Annotated in this window: 18 protein-coding genes and 1 pseudogene; 9 read left to right on the forward strand and 10 right to left on the reverse strand. The window is 69.7% G+C overall.

The features are described from left to right. Positions 1-10: 10 nt before the first annotated feature. Complete coding sequence (locus tag AQJ46_RS44025) at positions 11-1,321, reverse strand: ABC transporter substrate-binding protein (protein WP_208617089.1); 1,311 nt, start codon at positions 1,319-1,321, stop codon at positions 11-13. Between the two features lie 529 nt (positions 1,322-1,850). Here AQJ46_RS44025 and AQJ46_RS44030 point away from each other — a divergent pair. From AQJ46_RS44030 to AQJ46_RS44060, 7 genes are all read left to right on the forward strand, one after another. Continuing rightward, complete coding sequence (locus AQJ46_RS44030) at positions 1,851-2,888, forward strand: LacI family DNA-binding transcriptional regulator (protein WP_059210980.1); 1,038 nt, start codon at positions 1,851-1,853, stop codon at positions 2,886-2,888. A gap of 221 nt (positions 2,889-3,109) precedes the next feature. Then, positions 3,110-5,164, forward strand: coding sequence for an RICIN domain-containing protein (locus tag AQJ46_RS44035; protein WP_059210981.1), 2,055 nt, complete (start codon positions 3,110-3,112; stop codon positions 5,162-5,164). A 132-nt stretch (positions 5,165-5,296) separates the two neighbouring features. Next, positions 5,297-5,791: a MarR family winged helix-turn-helix transcriptional regulator gene (locus tag AQJ46_RS44040; protein ID WP_059210982.1), complete on the forward strand. Its 495-nt coding sequence runs from the start codon at positions 5,297-5,299 to the stop codon at positions 5,789-5,791. Positions 5,792-5,943: 152 nt separating this feature from the next. After that, complete coding sequence (locus AQJ46_RS44045; protein WP_059210983.1) at positions 5,944-6,555, forward strand: DsbA family protein; 612 nt, start codon at positions 5,944-5,946, stop codon at positions 6,553-6,555. Positions 6,556-6,591: 36 nt separating this feature from the next. Next, positions 6,592-7,398, forward strand: a complete 807-nt coding sequence (locus AQJ46_RS44050; protein WP_059210984.1) for an MBL fold metallo-hydrolase — start codon at positions 6,592-6,594, stop codon at positions 7,396-7,398. Positions 7,399-7,400: 2 nt separating this feature from the next. After that, on the forward strand, positions 7,401-7,811 hold the full coding sequence (locus tag AQJ46_RS44055; RefSeq protein WP_199873916.1) for a nuclear transport factor 2 family protein: 411 nt from the start codon (positions 7,401-7,403) through the stop codon (positions 7,809-7,811). Between the two features lie 36 nt (positions 7,812-7,847). Next, on the forward strand, positions 7,848-8,228 hold the full coding sequence (locus AQJ46_RS44060) for a nuclear transport factor 2 family protein (RefSeq protein WP_059210985.1): 381 nt from the start codon (positions 7,848-7,850) through the stop codon (positions 8,226-8,228). A gap of 382 nt (positions 8,229-8,610) precedes the next feature. On the opposite strand, the gene AQJ46_RS44065 is transcribed toward AQJ46_RS44060, so the two are convergent. The 4 genes from AQJ46_RS44065 to AQJ46_RS44080 are packed head-to-tail and all read right to left on the reverse strand — an operon-like array spanning position 8,611 to position 13,730. Further along, positions 8,611-9,426, reverse strand: coding sequence for an ATP-binding cassette domain-containing protein (locus tag AQJ46_RS44065; RefSeq protein ID WP_059210986.1), 816 nt, complete (start codon positions 9,424-9,426; stop codon positions 8,611-8,613). Then, positions 9,423-11,183 carry a dipeptide/oligopeptide/nickel ABC transporter permease/ATP-binding protein gene (locus AQJ46_RS44070; protein ID WP_059210987.1) on the reverse strand — a complete coding sequence of 587 codons (1,761 nt, stop codon included), beginning with the start codon at positions 11,181-11,183 and terminating at the stop codon, positions 9,423-9,425. Before AQJ46_RS44070 ends, AQJ46_RS44065 begins: the two co-directional genes overlap by 4 nt. Beyond that, positions 11,180-12,124, reverse strand: a complete 945-nt coding sequence (locus AQJ46_RS44075; protein WP_059210988.1) for an ABC transporter permease — start codon at positions 12,122-12,124, stop codon at positions 11,180-11,182. Before AQJ46_RS44075 ends, AQJ46_RS44070 begins: the two co-directional genes overlap by 4 nt. 10 nt (positions 12,125-12,134) lie before the next feature. Next, entirely contained in the window at positions 12,135-13,730 is a 1,596-nt protein-coding gene (locus AQJ46_RS44080; protein ID WP_059210989.1) for an ABC transporter substrate-binding protein, read from the reverse strand. A 420-nt stretch (positions 13,731-14,150) separates the two neighbouring features. Here AQJ46_RS44080 and AQJ46_RS44085 point away from each other — a divergent pair, with 420 nt between their 5' ends. After that, on the forward strand, positions 14,151-14,768 hold the full coding sequence (locus tag AQJ46_RS44085) for a TetR/AcrR family transcriptional regulator (RefSeq protein WP_059210990.1): 618 nt from the start codon (positions 14,151-14,153) through the stop codon (positions 14,766-14,768). Positions 14,769-15,138: 370 nt separating this feature from the next. Here AQJ46_RS44085 and AQJ46_RS44090 read toward each other — a convergent pair whose 3' ends face one another. The 5 genes from AQJ46_RS44090 to AQJ46_RS44110 all read right to left on the reverse strand — a co-directional run bounded on the left by AQJ46_RS44090 (position 15,139) and on the right by AQJ46_RS44110 (position 23,587). Continuing rightward, positions 15,139-17,802: a family 78 glycoside hydrolase catalytic domain gene (locus AQJ46_RS44090; RefSeq protein WP_059210991.1), complete on the reverse strand. Its 2,664-nt coding sequence runs from the start codon at positions 17,800-17,802 to the stop codon at positions 15,139-15,141. 62 nt (positions 17,803-17,864) lie between these two features. After that, complete coding sequence (locus AQJ46_RS44095; RefSeq protein ID WP_059210992.1) at positions 17,865-19,217, reverse strand: MFS transporter; 1,353 nt, start codon at positions 19,215-19,217, stop codon at positions 17,865-17,867. 455 nt (positions 19,218-19,672) lie between these two features. Continuing rightward, positions 19,673-21,484: a beta-glucuronidase gene (gene uidA, locus AQJ46_RS44100; RefSeq protein ID WP_059210993.1), complete on the reverse strand. Its 1,812-nt coding sequence runs from the start codon at positions 21,482-21,484 to the stop codon at positions 19,673-19,675. Between the two features lie 53 nt (positions 21,485-21,537). Then, positions 21,538-22,359, reverse strand: coding sequence for an SDR family NAD(P)-dependent oxidoreductase (locus tag AQJ46_RS44105; RefSeq protein ID WP_059210994.1), 822 nt, complete (start codon positions 22,357-22,359; stop codon positions 21,538-21,540). 25 nt (positions 22,360-22,384) lie between these two features. Next, entirely contained in the window at positions 22,385-23,587 is a 1,203-nt protein-coding gene (locus tag AQJ46_RS44110) for a glycoside hydrolase family 1 protein (RefSeq protein ID WP_059210995.1), read from the reverse strand. 236 nt (positions 23,588-23,823) lie between these two features. Here AQJ46_RS44110 and AQJ46_RS44115 point away from each other — a divergent pair. Then, positions 23,824-24,132 (forward strand): annotated as a pseudogene (locus AQJ46_RS44115) (zinc-binding dehydrogenase); the annotation flags it as partial. Between the last annotated feature and the right edge of the window lie 107 nt (positions 24,133-24,239).

A 24,239-nucleotide genomic window follows, 5' to 3' on the forward strand; every position in this document is an offset into this window, starting at 1 on the left:
GGGGGCGGTCTCAGCCGGACGCGAAGATCGTCTTCTTCTGGCGCTCGATCGAGGACAGCAGGCTGTCGATCCCCTTGGGATCGCGGATGAACTTCTGCAGCGCGGGCTGCATGACCGTCGAGGTGAAGTCCGGTCGGCTGTCACGGTCCATGAACTGCGTGAGGTGCTTCGCGCCGCTGATCATCTCGTACGCCTTCTTCTGGAGGGCGCTGTAGGCGGAGGTGTCGGCCTTCGAGGAGGCGGCGATGAGGCTCGGGTCGGCCTTCAGGTAGGTCTCCTCGGCCTCCGGCGTGCCGAGGAATTCGAGCAGCTTGACGGAACCGGCGTGGTTCTTGGGCTTCTTGCTGAGCATGATGCCGTCGGTCGGCGCCTCGACGGTGTCCTGCCCGTACGCCGGGTCGATCTCGGGGAAGGCGAAGAAGTCGAGGTCGTCCAGGTCCGCCTTGTTGGTGAACTGCTGGGCCACGAACATGCCGAGCATATACATGCCGGCCTTCTTCGCCACCAGCGTCTGGGCGGCGTCCTGCCAGGTACGGCCGACCGCGCCTTCCTGGTGGTAGGGGAGGGTCTCGGCCCAGGTGTCGAAGACCTTGCGGACCTTCGCGTCGGTCCACGAAGCCTTGCCCGCCATCAGCTCGACGTGGAAGTCGTAGCCGTTGAGACGGAAGTTGATCTGGTCGAAGGAGCCCATGGCCGGCCAGGCGTCCTTGTCGCCGAACGCGATCGGGACCAGGCCGTCCTTCTTCATCTGCTTGCACAGGGCGATGTACGCGTCCCACGTGGTGGGGACCTCGTAGCCGTACTTCTGGAAGACGCTCTTGCGGTAGAAGACCGCCCACGGCGACGTGGTCAGCGGCACCAGGTAGTACTTGCCGTCCTGCCCCTTGCTCAGGTCGTGCATCGCCGGAGGGAAGTTGCCGCCGATCGTCTTCCACACGTCGTCGATCGGGGTGGCCAGACCCTTGGCCGCGAAGAACTGCATCCGGTATCCGGCGAACCACTGGAACACGTCGTCCGGCGTTCCCTGGAGGTAGGAGTTGATCTGCTCCTGGAAGGTGTTGTGGTCCTTGGTGTTGATGGCGACCTTGATCCCGGACTGCTTCGTGAAGGCTGCGTAGACGTCGCCGTACGCCTTCTTCGGGACGGCGTCTGACGCGTTGGAGCCGACGGTGACGGTCTTGGTGTCCGACGAGGCGGAACTGCCGGCGCAGGCACTCAGCAGGGGGATGCCGGCACCCAGGACCGCGGCTCCGCCGAGTCCGCGGAGCACGGTGCGGCGGCTGGTTCCGGACATGGGCTGACCGAGGGAGGAACGGTGCATTTCGGCTCCTACAGGGCTGGCGGTACCCAGGTATGGCACGTCAGCCGGACGGTGGGTATGACGGAGGGCGGGTCGTCGAGGGACCGTTTGCAGGTCAGTCGAGAGCCAGAATCCAACACGATCGAACAAACGCGATCGTCGGACGCCAGGAAGCGTGAACGCTCCGTGGACTCACTGTCAAGACTTTCCGTCTGGTAATCCATGAGGGGCCGGCTTCGTTCGCAAGCCCGATGTGGCGCCAACCGGACCGGACGGACGGGGCTGACATGGTCGGCCATCGAACTGCCGCGGACCCGCCAACCGGCGCTTGATCTGCAGGAATGCATGACGGGCACGCCTTCCTTTGACGCCTCAAGCGCCTCGCTCCGCCAGCCCGCGGACCTCGATGTCCGTCGCATCGCGGGCAAGTGGCGTTGCGCGGACTCTTGACGTGTGCTCGGCCGATGACTACACATTGACCGCGCGGTCAGACCGCGCGGTCAGGTAACTTGACTTCGTTCGATGGAGAACACGGCCATGGGGAGACTTCATGACAACAGGGCTGGAGCGCGGTGCGGGCTCCGCCGCGCCGCGTAGTGAGGATGTGGCCAGGCTGGCCGGCGTCTCACGCAAGACGGTCTCCCGGGTCCTCAACAACGAGCCGTATGTCTCCGAGGAGTCCCGCCGACGCGTCCTGGCGGCCGCAGAGGAACTCGGCTACCGGCTGAACCACGCGGCCAGGGCACTGGCCTCCGGCCGTACCCGGTCCATCGGTGTGGTCGCCCTGGCAACAGCCGGGTACGGAACCGCCTCCCTGCTCGTGGGCATCGAACAGGCCGTACGGGACGCCGGTTACGCGCTGCGCGTGGTCAACACCCCGGACGGCGACCCGCACAGCATCGCCGGCGCGCTGGAATCACTCCTGGAGCAGGGCGTGGACGGCATCGTCGTCTCCGTACCCATCGTCGAGGGCGAAGTCCCGCTCGGCGTGGACGTGCCGGTCCTCTTCGTCGGCGCGCCACCCGCCTTCACCGCCGCCCGCACCCTGTCCGTCGGCGTGGGCGCCCATGAGCTGGCACGTGCGGCCACGGAACACCTGCTGGACCTGGGGCATGCGACCGTCCATCACCTCGCCGGGCCGCGCCGCTGGTACGCCACCAAGGACCGTATCGAGGGATGGCAGGCGGCGCTGGCGGACCGGGGCGCGCACGAGCCGCCCGTGCTGAACGGCGACTGGTCGGCGGCCTCCGGGTATACCGCGGGCCTCGGGCTGGCCTCGGACCGCTTGGTGACCGCGGTGTTCGCCGCCGGTGACGAGATGGCCATCGGCCTGATCCACGGCCTGCGGGAAAGCGGTCGTCGGGTGCCGGAAGATGTCAGTGTCGTCGGTTTCGACGGCAACCCCGTCTTCGCCTACGTCTCCCCGCCCCTGACCACCGTCCGTCAGCCCTTCGAAGCCGCGTCGAGCGAGGGAATCCGGCTTCTCCTCCACGCCATCGAGAAGCCTGACACCGACCTGCCGCCCGCGAACGACCCACCCGTCGAACTCGTCGTCCGCGGCTCGACGGCACCCCCGCCCTCCCTCTGACCCACCCCACCCCCTCGCACCACCGCTCCGGCACACCCACACGCCGAGGCGCTCCACCTTCGCCGTTTCCGCGCTTGTCGCGCCGCGCCCCTGCGCGCGCAGCCGCGCCCGGCAGTGTTGCCCGGCTGCCCCCCGGGCCACGCGCCCAACAAACCCCGCCGCGTCACTCCGAGCCGTTCCGAGCCGGCGGACACCGAACACACCTTCCCCTGGGAGCCGCAATGTCCCCTGCGCAGCCAGCCGCCAGACCCGGCGTCGCTCCGCTTTCCCGTCCCGTCTCCTTCCTGTCCCTGGCCTTCATCCTGCTCGTCTCGGTGATGACCCTGGTCATACCCGCCGGCCGGGCAGACGCCCTGGCCCGTCCCTCGCAGACGATGTACACCCCGCCGTCGGGTGCGCCCTCGCCCGGGTCGCTCTACCCGCGGGCGATGCGGATGCAGCACAACGGCTCCGCCAACGGCACCATCCTCGCGACGTTCGAGCAGTACACCACCGGCACGCCGGTCCTTCCGATCTACCGCAGTACGGACAACGGCAACTCCTGGTCGAAGATCTCCGAGGTTGCCGACACGCAGAACGGCTGGGGCATGCGCTGGGAGCCCGAGCTGTTCGAACTGCCCACGGCGGTGGGCAACTTCCCCGCAGGGACCATCCTGGCCGCCGGTGCCTCCGTCCCCTCCGACCGCTCGGCCATCAAGATCGACGTCTATGCCAGCACCGACCGCGGGCAGTCCTGGACCTTCGTCAGCAACATCGCCACCGGCGGCCCGGCGTTCGACACGAACGGCAACACCCCCGTATGGGAGCCGTTCTTCCTCTACGCCAACGGAAAGCTGATCGTCTACTACTCCGACCAGCGCGACCCCGACCACGGCCAGAAGGTCGTGCACCAGGTCACCACCGACCTGCACACCTGGGGTCCGGTCGTGGACGACGTGGCGATGCCCACCTACAGCCAGCGCCCGGGCATGCCCACCGTCGCGAAGCTGCCCAACGGCAACTACGTCATGACGTATGAGTACGGCGGCTCGCCCTCGGGCAACTTCGCCGTCTACTACAAGATCTCCGCCGACCCGGAGGCCTTCAACTCCGTCACGGGCATCCCCCTGCAAGCGACGGACGGCACGATACCCACCAGCACCCCGTACATCACGTGGCTGCCCACCGGCGGTCCGAACGGCACGCTGGTCGTCGGCGCCTACAGCACCAGCGACCTGTTCCTCAACACCCAGAACGGTGCCGCGAACACCTGGACGCGCATCAGCTCCAACGTCGCCGGCGGCTACAGCCGGGGCATGGTGCCCCTGTCCGACGGCCACAGCCTGCTCGTGCTCAGTGGCGGCAGCGGAGGCCCCAACCTCTCCAACCCCGTCACCTACAGCACCATCGACCTGGGCGGCGGCATCTCCGACGGTGCCACCTACACCGTGGCGAACGCGGGCAGCAACCTCATGCTGAGCATCGCGGGCGGCTCCACCGCCAACGGCACGAACGCCACCCAGCAGAACGCCGACAACGCCACCGACCAGCAGTGGCGCTTCGTACAGCAGAGCTCCGGCTACTTCAAGATCCTCAACGTCGCCAGCGGCAAGGTCCTCGGCGTGGAGAACCAGTCCACCGCCGACGGAGCCAAGATCCTCCAGTGGGACGACAACGGCACCCTGGACCACGAGTGGGCCGTCGCCCCGAACCCGGCCGGCGGGTACAGCCTCACCAACCGGGTGACCGGCAAGTACCTGGAGATCCCGAACGCCTCCACCGCCACCGGGACTGCCGCCGGCCAGTGGAGCGGGACCAGCTGTGCCTGCCAGCGCTGGAACGTCACCCAGACCGCTCTGCCGGCGCTGGGCACCGGGCAGTACGTCCTCGTCAACAAGAACAGCGGGAAGTACCTGGACATCCCGCAGGGTTCGACGGCCACCAACACGGCAGCCCAGCAGTGGCAGAACTCGGCATGTTTCTGCCAGCTGTTCACCTTCCAGTCCGCCGGCGGCGGAGCCTGGACCGTCAGGAACGCCAACAGCAACCTGAACCTGGACATCCGTAGCGGCTCCACCACCGCCGGAGCCGCCGTCGTCCAGAACACGCCGTCCACCGCGAACTCACAGAAATGGACCCTCACCGACGCGGGCAACGGCTACTACGAACTCAAGAATGTGGGCAGCGGCTTCAACGCCGCCGTCGCCCAGTCCTCCACCACCAACGGCGCGGCAGTCGTGCAGTGGAACGATCTGAACATCGACGACCAGTTCTGGAAGATCGTGCGCATCAACTGAACGGTTTGACGAAGGGTCTTCTGCCGGCTCGGGATCGCGATGCGAACCGAGTGGCAGGAGACCCTGGGGCGCCGTCCCCTACGTACGTGATCGGTACGGTGGTACCGGGACGACGAGAGGGGCAGCGCGGCTGTGGATGAGGAAGCGGAGATCAGGACGGCGAAGGAGGCCGCCGACCATGAGCTCATCCTGGCGTTCGGACGGTTGCAGGGGGCGGCGAACCGACTGGAGTACATCCTCGGCCGGGCCCTTGAGGTGGAGTGCGGCATCAGCCACCTGGTCTTCGAGGTGCTGCTGATCCTCGGGCGGGCGAGTGAGCCGGGGCTTTCCATGCGGGCCGTCGCGCAGGAGCAGGTCCTGACCACCGGCGGTGCCACCCGGCTGGTGGATCGCATGGAGACGGCCGGCCTCGTGACGCGCGTGGAGTCCCCTGGCGACCGGCGCGGAAAGCTGGTGCGGCTGACCCCGCTGGGCGAGGAGACAGCCGTACGCGCTGCCAGGGTGCACCTGGAGAACATCAAGCGGTACTTCGTGGAGCCGCTCCCGGCGGCCGACCGCGAGCGGTTCGCGGAGGATCTGCGCATCCTCAGCCACACGGCCCGGGACGTACTGCCTCGACTTCCCTGACCTGCGGACCGGTGGTAGCGCAGATCCAATGGCATGGAGTGCTCGCCTGTGCCCCAGATCACACGAGTCGAGAAATATCTGACGAGTCAGTTACTGTTTGATCAGATGAATCGCTCGCAGTCGGCGGGCGCCCCTCTCTGCCGAGGTCCTCGATGAAGCTCGTCTACGTCTTCGACGCCTACTGCGGCTGGTCGCACGGATTCACTGCGACCCTGCGCGAGATCACCACGCGCCACCCCGACCTGCCGGTCGAGGTCGTCTCCGGCGGTCTGTTCACCGGCGGCCGCCGGGTCCCCATCCGTGAATTCGGCTACGTCCAGGGGGCCAACGCCCAGATCGCCGAGCAGACCGGTGCCGAGTTCGGCGAGGCCTACGAACGACTGATCGCCGACGGTTCGTTCGTGATGGACTCCGAGGCCGCCGCCCGTGGCGTCGCAGCCCTGCGGCAGGTGGCTCCCGACCGCGCGGCGGAGCTGGCCACGGCCTTGCAGCACGCCTTCTACGTCGACGGCCTGAGCCTGTCGGAGGCGGCCACGTACCGGACAGTCGCCCAGGCGGCCGGGCTCGACGCGGATGCCGTCGTCGCCGCCTTCGAAGCGCCCGAGGCGCAGACCGCGGCCCGCGCCGACTTCCGCCGCGCGGCCCAGCACGGAGTCTCCAGCTTCCCCACCCTCCTCGCCATCGACGACGAGCACATCGTCCCCCTGGCACTCGGACACGCCACCGCGGACGAGGTGGACCGGCGTCTCGCAAACCTCAACTGACCCCGCAACCCTCCACCCCTCCAAGGAGCCCCGAGCATGAGCACCCTCGACTACAAGATCCTCGACCTCGACTTCCCCGCCGGATCCAAGAACAAGACCGCCACCCTCGTCACCGGCGACACCGATGCCCTGCTGGTGGACGCCGCGTTCACCCGCGCCGACGGCCACCGCCTGGCCGCCGCGGTCCTCGACTCCGGCAAGAAGCTCACCACCGTCTTCGTCTCCCACGCCGACCCCGACTTCTATTTCGGCGCCGAGGTGATCGCCGACGCCTTCCCCGACGCGGTGTTCGTCGCCACCCCGATCGTCATCGAGCACATCCAGCACTCCTACGAGGGCAAGCTGAAGGCGTGGGCGGCCCTCGGCCCGAACCTGCCCACCCGCCTGGTCGACCTCAGCCCTCTGACCGGCGACCTCACCCTGGAGGGGCACCGCTTCGAGCTCAAGGGCGGCCCCGCGGGTCTGCCCGACCGCCACTACCTGTGGCAGGCGGAGTCCCGCGCCCTGCTCGGCGGCGTCCTGCTGTTCCAGCAGGAGCACGTCTGGGTCGCCGACACCGCCACCCCCGAGTCCCGCGCGACCTGGATCGACCTGCTCGACGAGATGGCCGCCCTCGACCCGCAGCTCGTCGTCCCCGGTCACCGCCTGCCCGACACCGCCGCCGACGCCTCCGCCATCACCGCCACCCGCGACTACCTGCTGGCCTTCGAGGAGGAACTCGGCAAGGCGGCCGACGGCGCCGCGCTGACCGAGGCGCTCGTGGCCCGCTACCCGGACAACGGCATGCTGATCGCCGCCCAGATCGGCGCGAAGGTCGCCAAGGGCGAGATGAAGTGGGGCTGACCATGAGCGAGTTCGCCACCTCCACCGCACCCGCCGACGTCGTACGGCGCCAGTACCTGGCGTCCGCCGCCGGGGACCTCGAGGCCCTGCGGGCCACCCTCGCCCCGGACGTGGAGTGGACCGAGATGGCCGGCTTCCCCCTGGCCGGCACCTACCGCACCCCCGACGGCGTCACCGCCAACGTCATGGAACAGCTCGGCAAGGACTGGGACGGCTGGACCGCCCATGACGACACCTACGTCGTCGACGGCGAGAACGTCGTCGTCCTCGCCCGCTACACCGCGACCAACAAGGCCACCGGCAAGCGGATCAACGTGCGGGTCGCCCACCACTTCGTCGTACGCGGCGGACTCATCGTCCGCTTCGAGCAGTTCGTCGACACCGCACTCGTCCGCGACGCCATGACCGGCTGACGCGTTTCCGTTCCATCCGCATGGCAGGAGAACTGCATGTCCGCTGACGACAACAAGGCACTCGTGATCGCCTTCTACGAGCAGGCGTTCAACGACTACCAGCCGGAACAGGCCGCCGAAGCCCACCTCGGTGAGACCTACATCCAGCACAACCCCGAGGCGCAGGACAGTCCGCAGGCGTTCGTCGGCTATGTCCACTGGCTGCGCGGGCAGTTTCCCGACCTGCGCCTGGACATCAAGCGCGCGGTCGCCGAAGGGGATCTGGTGGTCACCCATAGCAACCTGCACCTCAAGCCCGGCGACCGCGGCATGGCCGTCGCGGACTTCTGGCGCGTCGTCGACGGGAAGATCGTCGAGCACTGGGACGTGATCCAGGAGGTGCCGGAGAAGAGCGCCAACGACAACACCATGTTCTGAGGTCCGCGGTGGCATCCGCGCCGGGATCGGGTGCGGATGCCCCTGGATCTTCGGCCCGCCGCGGGAACGGCCCACTGCGCGGCGTAACTTCCCGCGCCGTGCAGTTGACCGGCAGCAACCCGGACCTGCGGTGGAGTTCCCGGGACCTGTGCCGTCGCTGATGCCGGGTCGACGCCGCGGTCGCACCAGCCGCGCTCGACCATTTTCAGCCTGCTCGGCATGCACAGGCATTTCCTGATGTTCTCTCAACCCCCGCACCGAGGGTTCCCATCGGCCACCGGGTCCACGGCGCGAGGCCCCGACAGGGGAGAGCGGGGTGTCGCGCCTGTTTCCGAACCACCGTGAAGGCCTGGTGCGGCTCGGGATGCGGTGCGACGAGACGTCACAGACGTTGCCGCGCCTCGCGCCGCCGCCGCTGTTCGGTCGGGTCCGGGACCGGTGCGGCGAGCAACAGGCGTTGGGTGTAAGGGTGTTCGGGGGTCGTGGTGACCTCGCCCGCCGGTCCGGTCTCGACGATGTTGCCCTGGTGGATGACGCTCACGCGGTGGCTCACGTGCCGGATGACCGTGAGGTCGTGCGAGATGAAGAGGTAGGCGACGCCGGTGCGCCGCTGGATGTCGACGAGGAGATCGAGGACGCGGGCCTGGGTGGTGAGGTCGAGCGCGGAGACGGGTTCGTCGCACACGATGAGCCGCGGTGCGGGAGCCAGGGCGCGGGCGATCGCGACGCGCTGTCGCTGGCCGCCGCTGAACTCCCGCGGCAGCCGCTGTGAGGCGTTCTTCGGCAACCCCACCTGGTCGAGCAGTTCCGCCACCCGGTGCCGGGCCTCACCCGCCGCGGTGCCCTGCACGATCAGCGGTTCGCTGAGGATGTCCCCGATGGTGAGGCCCGGGTTGAGGGAGGAGTAGGGGTCCTGGAACACCACCTGGATGTCCCGGGCCAAAGCACGGCGCTCCTTGCGTCCGGCGCGGGTGATGTCGTGGCCCTGGAAGCGGACCGTGCCGCCACTGGGCGCGACCAGACCGAGCACGGAGCGGCCGATGGTCGTCTTCCCGGACCCCGACTCGCCGACGACGCCCAGCGTCTCGCCCTGCCCCACGGTGAGCGACACACCGTGCAGGACCTCGTGCGGGCGGCCTCTGAAGCCCCGCCCCGGGTAGGCGACGCGCAGGTCGCCCACCTCCAGCACTGTGCTCATCGCTTCTCCGTTTCGAGTGCGTCCGCGGAGGCGGCCGGCGGGTCGGTGCGCAGCGTGGTCTCGTCGAGGACGGAGTTCAGGAGTCCCCGCGTGTACGGGTGCTTCGGCACGGCGAACAGCTCCTCCGTCGTGCCGGTCTCGACGACCGTGCCCTCCCGCATGACGGCCACGCGGCCGCAGATGTCCGCGACCACACCGAAGTTGTGGGTCACGAGCAGTACGGCCATGTTCAGATCCTTCTGCAGGTCGCGCAGGAGGTCGAGGACCTCCGCCTGGACGGTGACGTCGAGGGCGGTGGTCGGTTCGTCGGCGATGAGCAGCAGGGGTCGACCGGCGACGGCGCCGGCGATGAGGACGCGCTGTGCCATGCCGCCGGAGATCTGGTGCGGATACGAGCGGAAGGTGCGTTCGGGGTCGGGAATGCCGCACCTGGCGAGCAGTGCCAGGACCCGCTTGCGGGCCTCACCCCTGGACATGGGCATCGCGGCCCGCACGCCCTCGACGAGCTGGGCGCCCACCGTGCAGGACGGGTCCAGGTTGGACATCGGCTCCTGGGGGACGTACGCGATGGACGTCCCCCGTACAGCGCGCAGTTCGCGCTCACTCAGGCCGAGCAACTCGCGGCCGTCGAGCCGGATCGAGCCGCGTATGACGACCGCTTCAGCGGGCAGCACCCCGAGCGCGGCGAACGCGGTCTGCGTCTTGCCGGAGCCGGACTCGCCGACCAGGCCGAGGGTCTCCCCGGCGGCCACGCTCAGGGTGACGCCGCTGACGACTTCCTTCAGTTCGCCGGTCGGCGTCGGGTAGGCGATCGCCAGGTCGTTCACGGTGAGCAGTTTGGTGACGGCGTCACCCTCCGCGGCAGGCGGCCGGTACCCGGTGGTGGTCACGATCCGGACCGGCTGGGGACGCCCGCCCTCCAAGGCGTCCCGCAGCGCGTTGCCCAGGAGCACCAGCGAAGCGGTGATGATCCCGAGCACGAGGCTCGGCCACAGGAACTGCAGTGGCTCCTCGTACAGGTTGGTGAAGCCCTCGGAGATCATCGCGCCGAAGCTGGGCACGGTGCTTGAGCCCAGGCCCAGGAAGGCCAGGCCCGACTGGACGGCGATGGAGGAACCGGCGAGGAACGCGGTGGCGATGATCACCGGGCCGCGCACCACGGTGAGCACGTGCCGTCGCAGGATGCGCCGGTCGGGCAGTCCGGAGACCCGGGCGGCGTCGACGTAGAGCTCGTTCTTCACGCCGAGGACGAGATTGCGCACGAGCCGGTAGATGCCGGGGGAGAGCAGTACCCCGAAGACGACCATGGTGGCCCGGTAGTCGCCCTTGGTGACCGGCATCAGGATGATGAGCAGGAGCAGCCCGGGGAACGTCATGATCAGACTGAAGAGCCATTCGGCGGCGCCGCTGACCCGCCTCCCGAAGTATCCGCCGATCAGCCCGGACGTGATCCCGATCGCGAGCGCGATGCTCGCGCCGATGAGCGCCGAGACCACGCTGGTGTTGATGGAGTACAGGAGTCTGGCGAGGATGTCGCGGCCGCTTTTGTCCCCGCCGAGCAGGTAGCCGTGGTCGCCGATGCCGACGTTGACCGCGTCCAGGTTCGCCTGGTTGGCACCGTGGTCGGTGAGGGCCGGCGCGAGCAGACCGAGCAGGACGACGACGGTCAGCAGGCTCGCGCTGACCATGGCCTGGGGGTCGGTGAGGAGGCGCCGCAGGGCCGGCCTGCGCCGTGCGTCCGTACGCGCTGTGGTCAACGGACCATCCTCGCCTTCGGGTTGAGCCAGCCGCCCAGCAGGTCGACAACGAGGTTGACGGCCACGACGAGCAGCACACCGAACAGACTGATGCCCATGATGATCGGTACGTCGCCCTGCAAGGAGGCGTTGAACGCGTACTGACCAAAGCCGGGCAGCGCGAAGATCTGCTCGATGATCAGGGCCCCGCCGAGCATCTGGAGGAACTCCAGGGAGAGCACGGTCAGGGCCGGTCCCGCGGCATTGCGCAGGGCGTGCCGCAGCACGATGGAGTGGGTGGGGATGCCCCGGGTGCGCAGCGTACGGACGTAGTCCTTGCGCAGTTCGCCGATCATGGCGCCGCGGATCTGCGAGGTCAGACCGGCGACGCCGCCCATCATCAGGGCGACCACGGGGATGGCGATGCTGCCGGCCCAGCGGCTCGGGCTCTCGCTGAAATCGGTGTATCCGGTGGCCGGAAACACATGCATCTTGATGGCGAACACGTAGACCAGCGCGATGGCGACGAGCAGGCTCGGGACGACATAGCCGATCATCGCGGCGCCCTGTGCGAACCGGTCGACGGCGCCGCCGCGTGCGGCGGCGGCCACACCGAGCGCGACGCTGATGACCGAGGTGGCCAGCAGCGCGACCACGACGATCGACAGGGTGACGCCCAGCCGGGCGGTGATGGCAGAGCGGACCGGTTCGCTGGTGAAGTACGAGGCGCCGAGGTCGCCGCGGACGGCGTGCGCGAGCCAGTCGGCGTACTGGACGGCCACGGGCCGGTCGAGGCCCATCTGCGCTTTTTGGGCGGCGATTTGATGCGGGGCGGCGCCGTTGCCGAGGACACTGCCCGCGACGTCGTCGAAGGACGTGCTGAGCAGCAGAAACGTGATCATGGTCACCAGGACCGCGAGCGCGAGGCCCGCGGTCAGGCGACGCAGCAGATAGACCGTCATGGGCGCGGACTCACTCTCCGGACTGCTGCGAGGAGCCGGCGACGCCGAACTGCCGGATGGTGGACATCGTGGAGGAGCCGTCGCCGAGGTAGGTGATGCCCTTCTTGGTGGCCCAGTCGCTGCCGAGATGGAAGACGGGCGCCAGCCAGGCGTTCTCGACGCCGAACTCGTTGATCTTCCGGTAGATTCCGGCGGCCTTCGCCGGGTCGAGTTCCCGGGCGGCCTGGCCGAGAAGTTCGGTCAGCTTCGGGTCGGTGGTGCGGAAGACGTTGCGGAAGCCGGTCGGGGTGTAGAAGCTGCGGGTCATGATCGCGTCGGAGGCGAGGCCCTCGACGAGCAGGAACATCGGGTACTTGCCCGACGCGACGGCTGACGCGGTTTGCTGCGCGGGCACCGGTTCCCAGGTCGCCTTGATGCCGATGTCGGCGAGCGCCTGGGTGAAGATCGGCTCGAAGCTCTTGGTGAAGACCAGGCTTGGCATGGTGACCGAGAAGCCGTTCGGGTAACCGGCCTCGGAAAGCAGCTTCTCGGCCCCGGCGACGTCATACGGGTACAGCTTGTTGAGCGTTTGGTCATAGGCCCCGCCCTGGGGGTTGAACAACTGGTCGGTGGCCTTGCCGGAACCGCGCAGCACCTGTGTGACGATCTTCTGCCGGTCGAAGGCCATATTGATGGCCTTGCGGACGCGCAGGTCGCCGAGCGGCTTCAACTTGGTACCGGCGCGGTCGGCGAGGACGAGGAAGGCACCCGCGGTCGCCTTCACGTGCGTGATCTGGAAGCCGGCCGCCTTGAGCGCGGGTAGCTGAGAGACGTCGGCGGTGCCGGCGTTGGTCTCGCCCGCCTTGAGGGCGTTGGCCGAGGCGGTCGGATCGGTGATCACGCGGATCTTGACCGTCCGGAACGGATACGCCTTCTTGTTCCAGTAGTCGTCGCGCCGCTTGAGGACGTACACGGAGCCGTTGACCGTGGCCTTCGTGTCCAGGATGTACGGGCCCGAGCCGACCGGGTTCAGGGCGCTGCTCTTGTTCGCCATCGTCTTCGGGTCGCCGATCACGCCGGGCGATGTCGACAGGGCGCCGAGCAGCGAGGCGTCGGGCTGCTTGAGCTCGATGACCACCGTCGAGGCGTCGGGGGCTTCGACCGCGGAGACGGAGGATAGCGACAGCTGGCTCTGACCCGGCGTCGACCGGATGCGCTCCAGGGTGGCCTTCACCGCGTTCGCGTCGACCGGATCGCCGGAGCTGAACTTCATGCCCTGGCGGATCTTCAGCGTCAGCGTGCGCCCGTCCTTCGCGTACGACCAGCTCTGCGCGGCGCCGGGATGCAACTCGCCCTTGTTGTCCTGGAGGAGCAGCGTGTCGAAGATCGAGTCCCAGACGTAGGTCTGCTGGCCCTCGATGAGCTGGGCGGGGTCGAACGAGTTGGGGGTGCCGAGGATGGACAGTGCGAGGGTCACGTCGGTGCCGGAGTTCGACGTGGCGGCCGGGGTGCTGTCGCAGGCCGCTGTGGCCGTCGCCAGCACTGCGACGGCCACAGCGGCCGCCAGGGCCTGCGAGAGCTGTCGCGGCGGTCGGCCGGGCCGGGGGTGCGAGGAGCGGATGCGCATGAGTGGATTCCTTCGTCCTGGAACCTGAAGAGCCGAGGCCTTCGTCAGTGCGTCGGTGTGTCGGTGCGGTCATGCACGGGTGCACGAGAGGGCCGATGCACGTGTGGGGATGTGCGACGGGGCCCGTGAGGCCGGCATGCGGGTGGTCAAGGACGCTGCGGCGGTCGCGGATCCGCCGAGTGGTCCAGTCGCGTGAACAGTTACCACGTGGTTGAATTTCATTCGGAAGGTAAGCCCCGGCGGGAGGTGCGGGAAGATGGGAGACTCTGTTCGTGACCAGAGCGTTACCTGGCGCGAAATCGCCGTGGCCCGCCCCTTGTGCTCGCGACGGTCGCCGCCCACACTGCCGAGCAGGCAAAATGCTAAGTCTTGGAAGGTTTTGAGAATCGTGATGCGGGATTCGAGAAGAGGAAGCGCACTGTGACCCAGGCCAAGGCCCGCGGCCCGTACACCAAGACCCCCGCCAGACGGGCCGAGATCGTCCGGGCGGCGCGTGAGAGCTTCGCGGAACACGGATTCACGAAGGCTTCGCTGCGTGACATCGCCGAGCGGGCCGGCATCACCCATGCCGGGCTGCTGCATCACTTCCGCAACAAGGACGACCTCCTGGCCGCCGTGCTCGCCGAACGCGACGCCGAGGAGCGGCAGTACGCCGAGTCACAGGTGCCGGACATGGACCATCTGGCGCCGTACCTCGGCGACCTGCTGCGCCACCATCAGAAGGCCCCCGAACTGATGCGCCTGTGGATCGAGCTCGCGGCGGCCGCCTCCCGCCCGGAGCACCCCGCGCACGACTACTTCGCGCAGCGCTACGCCTGGGGACGCGAACAGTTCGCCCAAGGCATGAGCGGGAAGGCCGATCGCGGAGAACTGAACGAAGCGCTCGCCCCCGAACATGCGGCCACGCTGCTCCAAGCCGTGCTCAACGGCCTGCAATTGCAGTGGCTGCTGGACCAGGATCTCGACATCGTCGGGCCGGTCCGGGCCTTCATGCGGATGACCTTCCCGCAGGTCGCAGAGCCGGAGGACGAAGAATGAGCCCCGGTCGCCTCGGCGGCCAGCTGTGCAGCGTGATCGCGGCTCTGGACGCCGACTGCGCGGTGGCCCACGTCCCCTGACGAACTGCTTGCCGCGGCACGTGAGTTACGCGCGGATCTGAGTGAGGCCGGCCACGGCGTCAGTTCCGTACACATCGCCGTTCCGGCCGAGGCTGGTCCGTCGCGAAGCCCAACCGGCGTAGCGAGCCGGTGTGGAGGCGATGCGAGACGCTGTCCGGCCTGCGGACCGCTCCGCACGACCACCCGCCCCGGCGGCGGGCTGCCCGCGGCGACACCGTCGGCGGGTCGGCTCCCGGCCACCGCGGTCATCGGGCGTCACCAGTGACGGGCCCCTCGCGGTTGAGGCCGTCTCAACTCGCCTTCCCCACACGCCCGGTGGCGCTGAACCTGCCGGGTCCCACAAGCCCCTCGATCGTGCCGTCGGGGAAGACGATGCGGGCGGTGGTGGCCGGTGGGACGTCGACCGTGATGGTGAGGGTGCCGCCGGTCGTGTTCCAGTCGACGGCGATCGTGCCCTGCGGGGACTCGTGGGTGCCCCGGGCCCACGGCACGGACGGGTGCGGGACGGGCGCGACCTCGAAGGACTCCCAGGCGATCGACCCTGGCGTCTGCCGCAGTCCCAGGGTGTGGGTGTGCAGGAAGCGGATCACCGCGCCCTTGCTGTAGTGGTTGAGCGAGTCGTGGGCCGTGCCGTTGTCGTCGATGCCCTCCCAGTCCTCCCAGATGGTGGTCGCGCCGCGATCGAGCATGTACAGCCAGGAGGGTGCGGTGCGCTGGAGGAGCAACTCGTAGGCGACGTCGGCGTGGCCGGTGTCGCCCAGGACGAGGAGCAGATCGCCGGTCGAGAGGAAACCGGTGGTGAGGTGGGTGCCGGCGGCGCGGATCAGCTCGACCAGCCGCGCGGCGGAAGCCTCGCGCAGCTCGTCGGAGACGAGCCCGAAGGAGAGTGCGCGCACATAACCGGCCTGCGTGTCGCCGGCGGTGCGTCCGTCGGGGGAGAGGAACTCGGTGCGCCATGCGTCACGGACCCGCTCGGCGATCGCGGCGTAGCGGTCCGACTCTTCGATGCGCCCCAGCGCCCGGCCGACGCGGGCCACGGTCGCCGTCGAGCGGTACAGGAACGCCGTGCCCACCTCGCCCTTGTCGGCCATGAACCAGGCGGCGGGATCGTCCATGACCGGGTCGACACGGGTGCCGTCGGCCGCCTTCGACTTGGGCTCGGTCCACTCTCCCCAGTGGAAGGAGCCGTCCCAGAGGTACTGCTCGTGCGGCAGCGGTTCAGCCGAACGCTCGACCCGGGACGGATGGCGGGCGGTGCGGGCGGTCGTGAGCGCCCACTCCACCCAGCGGACCATCGCCGCCCAGTTCTCGGCGAGGATCTCCCGGTCGCCGTACGCCTCGTACAGCTCCCACGGGACGGCGACGACGGCGTCTCCCCAGCCGGCCGAGCCGGTCATCAGGGCGAACTGGTCGTCCAGGTGGTGTTTGATCCGGCGCCCGTCCGGCGAGAAGTTGGCGATCCGGCCGTCGGGCAACTGGTCGTCGCGCACGGAGCGCAGCCATTTGCGGCTGAAGCCCAGGACGTCGTACAGGCGTGTCGCGGTGGGAGTGAAGACCTGGTAGTCGCCGGTCCAGGCGAGGCGTTCGCGTGTCGGGCAGTCCGTGGGCACGTCGACGGCGTTGCCGCGGAAGCTCCACTCGGCGATCTCGTGGAGGCGGTCGAGGTCGTCGTGACCGCACGCGAAGGTGCCGGTGCGGCGCAGGTCGGAGTGGACGACCCGCATGACGAGGCGCTCCGGGTCCAGAGGGGCGCCGTCGCGCCGGATGCGGGCGTACCGGAAGCCGTGCACGGTATGACGCGGCTCGAACGTCTCAGCCCCTCCCGCGGAGACGGCCACGTCGCGCTGGACGAAGGGGATGGGGGCCTGCCCGGGGCGCGTCGAGTCCAGGTGAGTGGTCGTCAGGTCGCCGTCCGGGCCGAGGTGCTCGCCGTGGTCGACGATCGTGCGGGTGCCGGCCGGGCCGAGGCCGCCCAGGGCGATCCACCCGGAGGCGTTCTGGCCGAAGTCGGCGATCCACACGCCGTCTTCGCGCTGTTCGACCGACTGCGCCGGGCGCGACTCGACCACGCGGACCGGGGGTGCCGGCGACCAGTCGACCTCGGGCGCCTCCACATGGTCGACGAGGACGGGCCGCCCGGTCCCGGGGCGCACGCGGAAGTCGGTGGTCTGGCCGTCCATGAGGTCGGCCCGGGTGATGGCCGACTCCGCGCTCGTCCACGTCCCGTCGGTGCGGACGACCTGCCGTGCACCGTCCTCGTAGACGAGGTGCAGTTCGGCCCGCGCTCCGGGCACCGTGCCCCAGCCGGCCGGGAGGCGGAAGGCGCCGACCTGGCCCCGGTACCAGCCGTCGGACAGCAGGATCTCGACCCGGTTGTCGCCCGTGTCGACGGCGGCTGTGACGTCGTAGGCCTGGGCGTACAGCGTGCGGTCGTACGAGGTGGACCCCGGCGACAATTCGGTGGTGCCGGCCCGCTCGCCGTTGACGTACGCCTCGTACACCCCGAGCGCCGTCGCGTACAGCCGCGCCGAGCGCACCCCGGAGCGCGCCTCGAACCGGGCCGACAGGACGTATGCGGGCCGTCTGCCGTATCCGCGGTCACCGGACTCGGCGGGGCTGATCCAGCGCGCCCGCCAGTCGGTGGCGAGCAGACCGCTCTCGAACGTGTGCCACTGCGACCACGGCGATTCGCCGTCGGGGCCGAGCGCCCGGAGCCGCCAGGCCACCCGGCGCCTGCTGTACAGCGCCGCCCACGGCCAGGGGAGGAAGCGGTGCCCGCCCACGGCGGTGGTCACGGCGGCCCGCGCCTCGCCGTCGACGGTGCACTCCACCTCGTACGCCACCGGGCGGGCCGCGTCCGACGGCGGCTTCCACGACAGCCGGGGCGTGGGCCCGGACACGAGGAAGGCGTCCCCGCCGCTGTCGATGGCCAGGTCGTACGGTGCGTCGCGCATGGTGTGCCTTCTCGGAACTCGGTGGACGGAACACTTCTCGGGACGCCGGGCGGGAGCAGCCGCTACCGCACCGACTTGATCTTGAACTTGACGATGAGTCCGCCGACCAGTGCCAGGACCGCGCCGATCAGATAGAGCTGGGTGTAGTTCTTCTCGCCCCCTGCACCGACGCCCAGGGTGATGACGAGCGGGGCGATCAGCGGGGCGACGGCGCTGGGGATCTTCTGCGCGAACCCGACGACGGCGAGGTAGCGGCCCGCCTCGGCCCGGTCCGGCAGGACGGCGAACACGATCGCCTGGTCGACGGCGCCGAACACCGCGATGGCGAACTGCATCAGTACGGCGCCGACGACCAGCTGGGGCAGCGAGTGGGCGAACGCCTCGGTGACGGCCCCGGCGACGAACACCGCGGAACCGATCAGGGCGAACAGCTTGCGCCGGCCGAGCTTGTCGGAGAGGAAGCCGCCCCCGATGGCGCCCCCCGCCGCGGCCACCACACCGATGGTCCCGATGACCGCCACGATCCCGGCGACCTCCTTGACCGGCAGATCGAGCCGCTGCGCGTAGAAAAAGGTGCCGAACGTCGTGTTGAAGTACAGCCCCATGAAGAACACGAAGCGGCCGAGCCAGTTCCAGCCGAAGTCCGGGTACCTGCGGGGGTTGAAGCCGTAGCTGGTGACCATGCTCCGCAGCGTCACGCCGGTGGTGTGCACCAGCGCGCGGGAGTCGCCCTCGGGCCTGAACACCGGGAACAGCACCACCAGGGCGGCGCCCAGGACGCCGGGGACCAGGAACACCAGGAACGTGCTGGAGGCCACCGCGTAGGCGAGGCCGATGCCGACCACCGGGGCGATCTGGGTCATGACGCTGGTCAGGGCGGAGACCCGGCCCCGCTGCTCCTCGGGCACCCGGTCGGCCTGGACGTTCTGGATGGCCTGCCCGGTGGTGGACCAGCCGATCATGCCGACGACCCAGGCCAGGCCCAGCAGGAGAACGGACGGCGCGAGCGCGACTGCGACGAGCGCGGCGGTGCCGAGCAGGGTGCCGCCGATCATGAAGGGGGTCCGGCGGCCGAGCCGGGAACGAGTCCGGTCGCTCCAGAGGCCGATCAGGGGGCTGAGGACCAGGTAGACGACCTGGGCGGAGCCGGTGACGTACCCGAGTTGCTCCTCGTGCCCGGGGGCGAGGTCGTCGATCCGCACCGCGAGCGAGTAGGACAGGGGGACCATGAGGGCCAGGGAGCCACCGAAACTGGCGATCATCAGCCACAGGAGATAGCCCCTGCCCACCCTCCGCATCGGCGGTGCCTCGATCTCCGGCGCGGGGGGCGGCTCGGGGGGACCTCCGACGGCGTCCCGCGTTGTCGCCTTCGCAAGGGGAACCACCACGCTGACGTCCCGGTCGTCGTGAGGCATGCGCACTCCTTTGTCACATGATCGCTAGGGGCGGTGGCAACCCGTGGGGGAGAAGGCGGGCACGCGGGGTGCGGGCCGTACTGGACGGGGCCGGAACACCGGCCGTGTCGGGCGCTGGGGAACCCGGTCGCGGACGCCGCGGGGAGTGGTGGTTCCAGCTGCTCGGCGAGGAGCCGTGGTGCGAAGCGGTCCCGGCGGCTCCGGCACCACAGTCGCTCTACGAACGCCCCGGGGGCGGGCGTTGCCGCGGACCGGGCGGTGTCCGCCGCCGATGACGTGGTCGCCGTAGGCCGCGCGACCTGCGGACGGCATCCGGCCACGGCGTCGGCATCCCGTGATGACGCCCCTGCGCGTCCTCCGGCCCCCTCACCGCCGTCTCCTGAACCGGTGTCCCGGGGCGCCGATGCCAACAGCGCACGGCAGGGAATCGGGGTCCCCTCGCGCAGTCGCGGATGTCAGTCGGCCGAGACCTGCCCGGGCTTTCGACCGCCCAGTGGGAGCCAGCGCCCGCGCAGGGCGAACGCGGCCGACTTCGGCTTCCGGTCGCGGGTGAACACGCCCTTCTTGTTGCCATCGACGCGGTGGATGCCTGGGGAGGTCTGGAAGTCGGCGAAGTTCCATACGTGCTCGCCGACGAACTCGGGGATGCGGTCGAAGACCCGGTGGTACATGGCGAGGAAGTCGCTCTGGTACTCCTCGCTCCAGGGGGTGTCCCAGACGGAGTGCAGGCCCGGCTGGGTGTCGGCGCCGTACTCGGACATCATGACCGGCTTGCCGAAGCGCTGGACCCAGCCGCGCAGATCCTGCTCCAGATAGCCCTCGGAGGTCGCGAGGTCGCCCGTGAACAGGTACCAGCCGTAGTAGCGGTTGATGCTCAGGACGTCGAACAGGTCGCCGATCCGGTCGTTCTGCGGGGTCGCGAACATGACGGCGGCGTAGGTGAGTGGCCGGGTCGGGTCGAGCTTGCGGGCCAGTTCGACCAGCGGCTCGAAGTACTCGCGGGCTCCCTCCTCGTTGGAGGCGGGCTCGTTGGCGAGGCACCACATGACCACGCTCGGGTGGTTCCTGTCCCGTTCGATCAGCTCCCGCAGGTGCTGGGCGTGGACGTCCCGCGTGGTCCCGCCGAAGTTCTCCGGTGCGAACGTCGGGGTCGGTGGAACGCCGGTGAGCCCGCCCTGGACCCCCAGGTTGAGGCCGACGGCGGCGGTCTCGTCGATGACGACGATGCCGTGCCGGTCGGCGAAGTCCAGAACCTCCTCGGCGTAGGGGTAGTGGGAGGTACGGAAGGAGTTGGCGCCGGTCCACTGCATGAGCTGGAAGTCGTGGACGAGGTAGGCGTCGTCGTGGCCCTTGCCCCGGACGGGGGTGTCCTCGTGCTTGCCGAAGCCGGTGAAGTAGAAGGGTTCGCCGTTGATGAGGAAGTCGGTGCCGCGCACCTCGACGGTACGGACACCGAAGGGCTGGGTGTAGCTGTCGACGGTCTCGCCGTCCACGGCCAACTCCACGACGAGGTCATAGAGGTAGGCCGCGCCCGGCTGCCAGAGCGTGACGTCTTCGATGCGCAGGGCGCCCTCGGGGCCTTCTCCCTCAGCTACGGTCCGGCCGGCCTCGTCCACCGCGCGCACCCGCACGGTGACCGTGTCGGTGTGCTCGCCGGCGGTCTCCACGCGGTAGCCGACGGTACCGGCCGCGCCGTCCCGTCCGGTGACCACGATGACGTCCTCGACGAAGGTCGTCGGCGTGCTGTACAGGCGGACCGGGCGCGCGATGCCCGCGTAGTTGTAGAAGTCGTGCAGATACGACTGCCGTTCGCGGCCGTCGGGGCCGGTCGTGACGGTGCCGGGCGGGATCGTCACGTTCGTCAGCCGGTTGTCGACGCCGACCGTCAGCCGGAACGCGGCGCCGGGGCGGACGATCCCGGTCAGGTCCGCCTCGAACGGCGTGTAGCCGCCGGTGTGTTCGGCCACGAGCCGCTCGTCCACGTAGACCTGCGCGGCGTGGGTGACCGAGCCGAAGCGCAGGACCACGCGCTCGCCGGTCCAGCCGCGCGGCACGCGCACGTCGCGCTGGTACCAGACGACGCCGACGTGGTCACGGATCTCCGGGTCCACGAACAGGTCGTTGTAGCTGGCGGGCACGGGCACTTCGAGCGGCGGGGCGAGCCGTGACGCCCATGGGGTGGCGCCGGCCCGGGTGCCGGGAGCGAACCGCCACAGGCCGTCGAGGCCGACGAGGTCGCGGGTGGGGGTGGTACGGGGCGAGAGCATGGAGTTCCTACCGGGGGCTCGGTGCGGTCGGGGTGGTCGGGGCGGCGTGGCGGTCACGTCGTTTCACCGGCGTCGGCGAGGAGCGTGCTGCCCGTCATGAAGGCCGAGAGGTCGCTCGCGCAGAACAGCACCACCCGGGCGATGTCGTCCGGCACACCGAGCCGGCCGAGCGGGCCCGGCCGCATCACGGACAGGAGCGCCTCGGAGTCCAGCGGCACACCGGCCGCCGCGGCCGCCGCCATGTTGCCCTCGGTCGGCACGAAGGTGGGTGCGACGCCCAGCACACGGATGCCGAACGGGGCGAACTCCAGGGCGAGTTGCCGGGTGAGGCCGCGGGCCGCGTGTTTGGAGCCGACGTACGCCGCGAGCCCGGGGGCCGTCCCGCGGAACCCGGCCGTGGAGACGACGTTGACGATGACACCCCCGTGCCCGGCCTCGCTCATCCGGCGCGCGGCCTCGCGGGAGCCGAGGAAGACCCCGCGGGTGTTGACGGCGAACACCTTGTCGAAGGCCTGGTCGGACATCTTCAGCGCGGGCACGCTGGGGAAGATCCCGGCGTTGTTCACCCAGATGTCGATCCCGCCGAGCTCCCGGACCGCGAGGTCGGCGGCGGCCACGACGCTGTCGGGGTCGGTGACGTCCAGACGGGCGGCCAGGGCGCGGCCCCGACCCCGGGCGCCGAGGTCCTCGGCGACGGCGGTGGCGAGCTCGTCCTGGATGTCCGCGACGAGCACGTCCGCTCCCGCTTCGGCCAGCCGCTCCGCGACGGCCCGGCCGAGCCCCCGGCCCGCGCCGGTCACGACGGCGCGCCGCCCGGACAGCGAGACGAGTTCGGCCAGGGACTTCGACGAGACGTCGGGTACGGATACCTGCACGATGTTCCTCCGAGTGCCGGTGCGGTCAGATCCGGCCGCGGCGGGCGGTCTCGCCCAGCCAGGCCAGCGAGGGCTTGGGGCGGCGCTCGAACGTCTCGCGGTCGACCGCGACCAGGCCGAACGTCGGCGCCCAGTGGCCCCACTCGTAGTTGTCGAGCAGGCTCCAGTGCAGATAGCCGCGTACGTCCACCCCGTCGGCGATCGCCTTGCCGAGGTGCTCCAGGGCCTCGCCCGTGTAGGCGATACGGCGGGTGTCGTCGCCGGTGGCGATGCCGTTCTCGGTGATCAGGATCGGCAGGCCACCGGTGACCTCGGCGGTGTGCCGTACCGCGATGCTCAGCGCGTCGGGCCGGTAGGCGGTTCCCACGAGCGTGTTGTCCGGGTGCGGCGGATAGGGCTCGATGCCCTCCGGGCCGACCCACTGGCTGGAGTACGACTGCACACCCACGAAGTCGTCTCCGCGTGACCCCTCCAGGTAGAGGTCCTCCCAGACGTGCTCCAGCTCCCGCTTCTTCTCCTCCGCCCCCGGACGGGCCACGAAGGCGCGATTGGCGACCGTCCAGCCGACCTTGGCGCCGGTGCGCTCGCGCACCACCTCCCGAGCGGCCTGGTGCGCCTCGACGAGCGCCGCGCCGATGACCGGGTCGGGGGCCGGCAGCGGCGGACGTGGGCCCTCGTTGTCGAGGGTGGGGCTCTGCCACTCTCCGTCGGCCTGCGGACTCTGCAGGGCCCGCGCCATGCCGGCCATGATGGCCAGCATGTTCGGCTCGTTCATGGTGACGATCCACTCGACGCCTTCGAGGATCTGCGCGACCGTCTCGACGTACGTCCGGAACCGGTCGACCGCGCGCTCGCCGAGCCAGCCGCCCTCCTGGGCGAACCAGAGCGGGCTGGTGAAGTGGTGCAGGGTCACGACCGGCGTCAGGCCGAGCTCGAACGCCGTCTCGATCATGCGCCGGTAGTGGGCGAGTTCGGCCCGCGAGAACATGCCGGGGATCGGCTCGATCCGTGCCCACTCGATGCCGAAGCGATAGGCGTTGAGCCCCGCGTCGGCCAGCAGCCGCATGTCCTCGCGGTACAGGTGGTAGCTGTCGCAGGCGTCGCCGCTGCGCTCCATGCCCGGGATGCGTCCCTCGTTCGCCCAGAAGTCGCTGTTGAGGTTGTTGCCTTCGATCTGGTGCGGTGCGGTGGATGCGCCCCAGAGGAATCCGGGAGCGAGTTCGGTCATCGTGGAGTGCCTTCCTGACGCCAACAGTTACCATGTGGTTGGTTTTCGCTGGAACGTAGACCGGGATCGTGAGGCGGGGAAGGGCGCAGGGTGGTTTCGTAACCTGAGCGTTACACGAGGGAGTGTTGGCGGACCCGGGCGTGGGTGAGCTGGCCGGGCTCGGCCGGCTTCTCCCAGGGGCGGCGGAGGTCCGCGGTCGACGGTCGGGACCGTCCGGGCCGGGGGCCATGCGGTGTGGCCAGGTCGATGTCGTGTTCGACGTGATCGGCGGCGACATCCTCGACCGCTCGGCTGCCCTCGTACGCCCCGGCGGCACGCTCGTCAGCATCGCCCATCAGCCCACCGTGCGCCCCGACGACGGGCAGACCGTGTTCTTCGTCGTGGAACCCGACCGCGTACGCCTCGCCGACCTCGCCCGGCGTCTGCGGGACGGCCGGCTGCGGGTGCGCGTCGGTGAGGTGCGGTCGCTTGCCGACGCGCCCGCCGCCTTCACCTCGCGACAGCGTGTCCCCGGCCGGACGATCATTCGGGTCGCCGAGGACTGAGAGCAGCAGGGGCGACGTGATCGGCGGCGTCCAGGTACAAGCCACCCCTGCCACTGCACTTGCGAGCTTGCCGCCGGGCCGTACACGTCCGGACCGAAGGGCGTGTC

Origin of the sequence: Streptomyces canus, from assembly GCF_001514145.1 — a bacterium.
Classification (GTDB): Bacteria; Actinomycetota; Actinomycetes; order Streptomycetales; family Streptomycetaceae; genus Streptomyces; species Streptomyces canus.

Bases quoted from the DNA above. Each gene is read 5' to 3' on its own strand.
- AQJ46_RS44060 (WP_059210985.1), top strand. From the start codon at position 7,848: ATGTCCGCTGACGACAACAAGGCACTCGTGATCGCCTTCTACGAGCAG.
- AQJ46_RS44080 (WP_059210989.1), bottom strand. From the start codon at position 13,730: ATGCGCATCCGCTCCTCGCACCCCCGGCCCGGCCGACCGCCGCGACAG.
- AQJ46_RS44095 (WP_059210992.1), bottom strand. From the start codon at position 19,217: ATGCCTCACGACGACCGGGACGTCAGCGTGGTGGTTCCCCTTGCGAAG.
- AQJ46_RS44075 (WP_059210988.1), bottom strand. From the start codon at position 12,124: ATGACGGTCTATCTGCTGCGTCGCCTGACCGCGGGCCTCGCGCTCGCG.
- AQJ46_RS44050 (WP_059210984.1), top strand. From the start codon at position 6,592: ATGAGCACCCTCGACTACAAGATCCTCGACCTCGACTTCCCCGCCGGA.
- AQJ46_RS44110 (WP_059210995.1), bottom strand. From the start codon at position 23,587: ATGACCGAACTCGCTCCCGGATTCCTCTGGGGCGCATCCACCGCACCG.
- uidA (WP_059210993.1), bottom strand. From the start codon at position 21,484: ATGCTCTCGCCCCGTACCACCCCCACCCGCGACCTCGTCGGCCTCGAC.
- AQJ46_RS44025 (WP_208617089.1), bottom strand. From the start codon at position 1,321: ATGCACCGTTCCTCCCTCGGTCAGCCCATGTCCGGAACCAGCCGCCGC.
- AQJ46_RS44035 (WP_059210981.1), top strand. From the start codon at position 3,110: ATGTCCCCTGCGCAGCCAGCCGCCAGACCCGGCGTCGCTCCGCTTTCC.
- AQJ46_RS44055 (WP_199873916.1), top strand. From the start codon at position 7,401: ATGAGCGAGTTCGCCACCTCCACCGCACCCGCCGACGTCGTACGGCGC.
- AQJ46_RS44045 (WP_059210983.1), top strand. From the start codon at position 5,944: ATGAAGCTCGTCTACGTCTTCGACGCCTACTGCGGCTGGTCGCACGGA.
- AQJ46_RS44030 (WP_059210980.1), top strand. From the start codon at position 1,851: ATGACAACAGGGCTGGAGCGCGGTGCGGGCTCCGCCGCGCCGCGTAGT.
- AQJ46_RS44065 (WP_059210986.1), bottom strand. From the start codon at position 9,426: ATGAGCACAGTGCTGGAGGTGGGCGACCTGCGCGTCGCCTACCCGGGG.
- AQJ46_RS44090 (WP_059210991.1), bottom strand. From the start codon at position 17,802: ATGCGCGACGCACCGTACGACCTGGCCATCGACAGCGGCGGGGACGCC.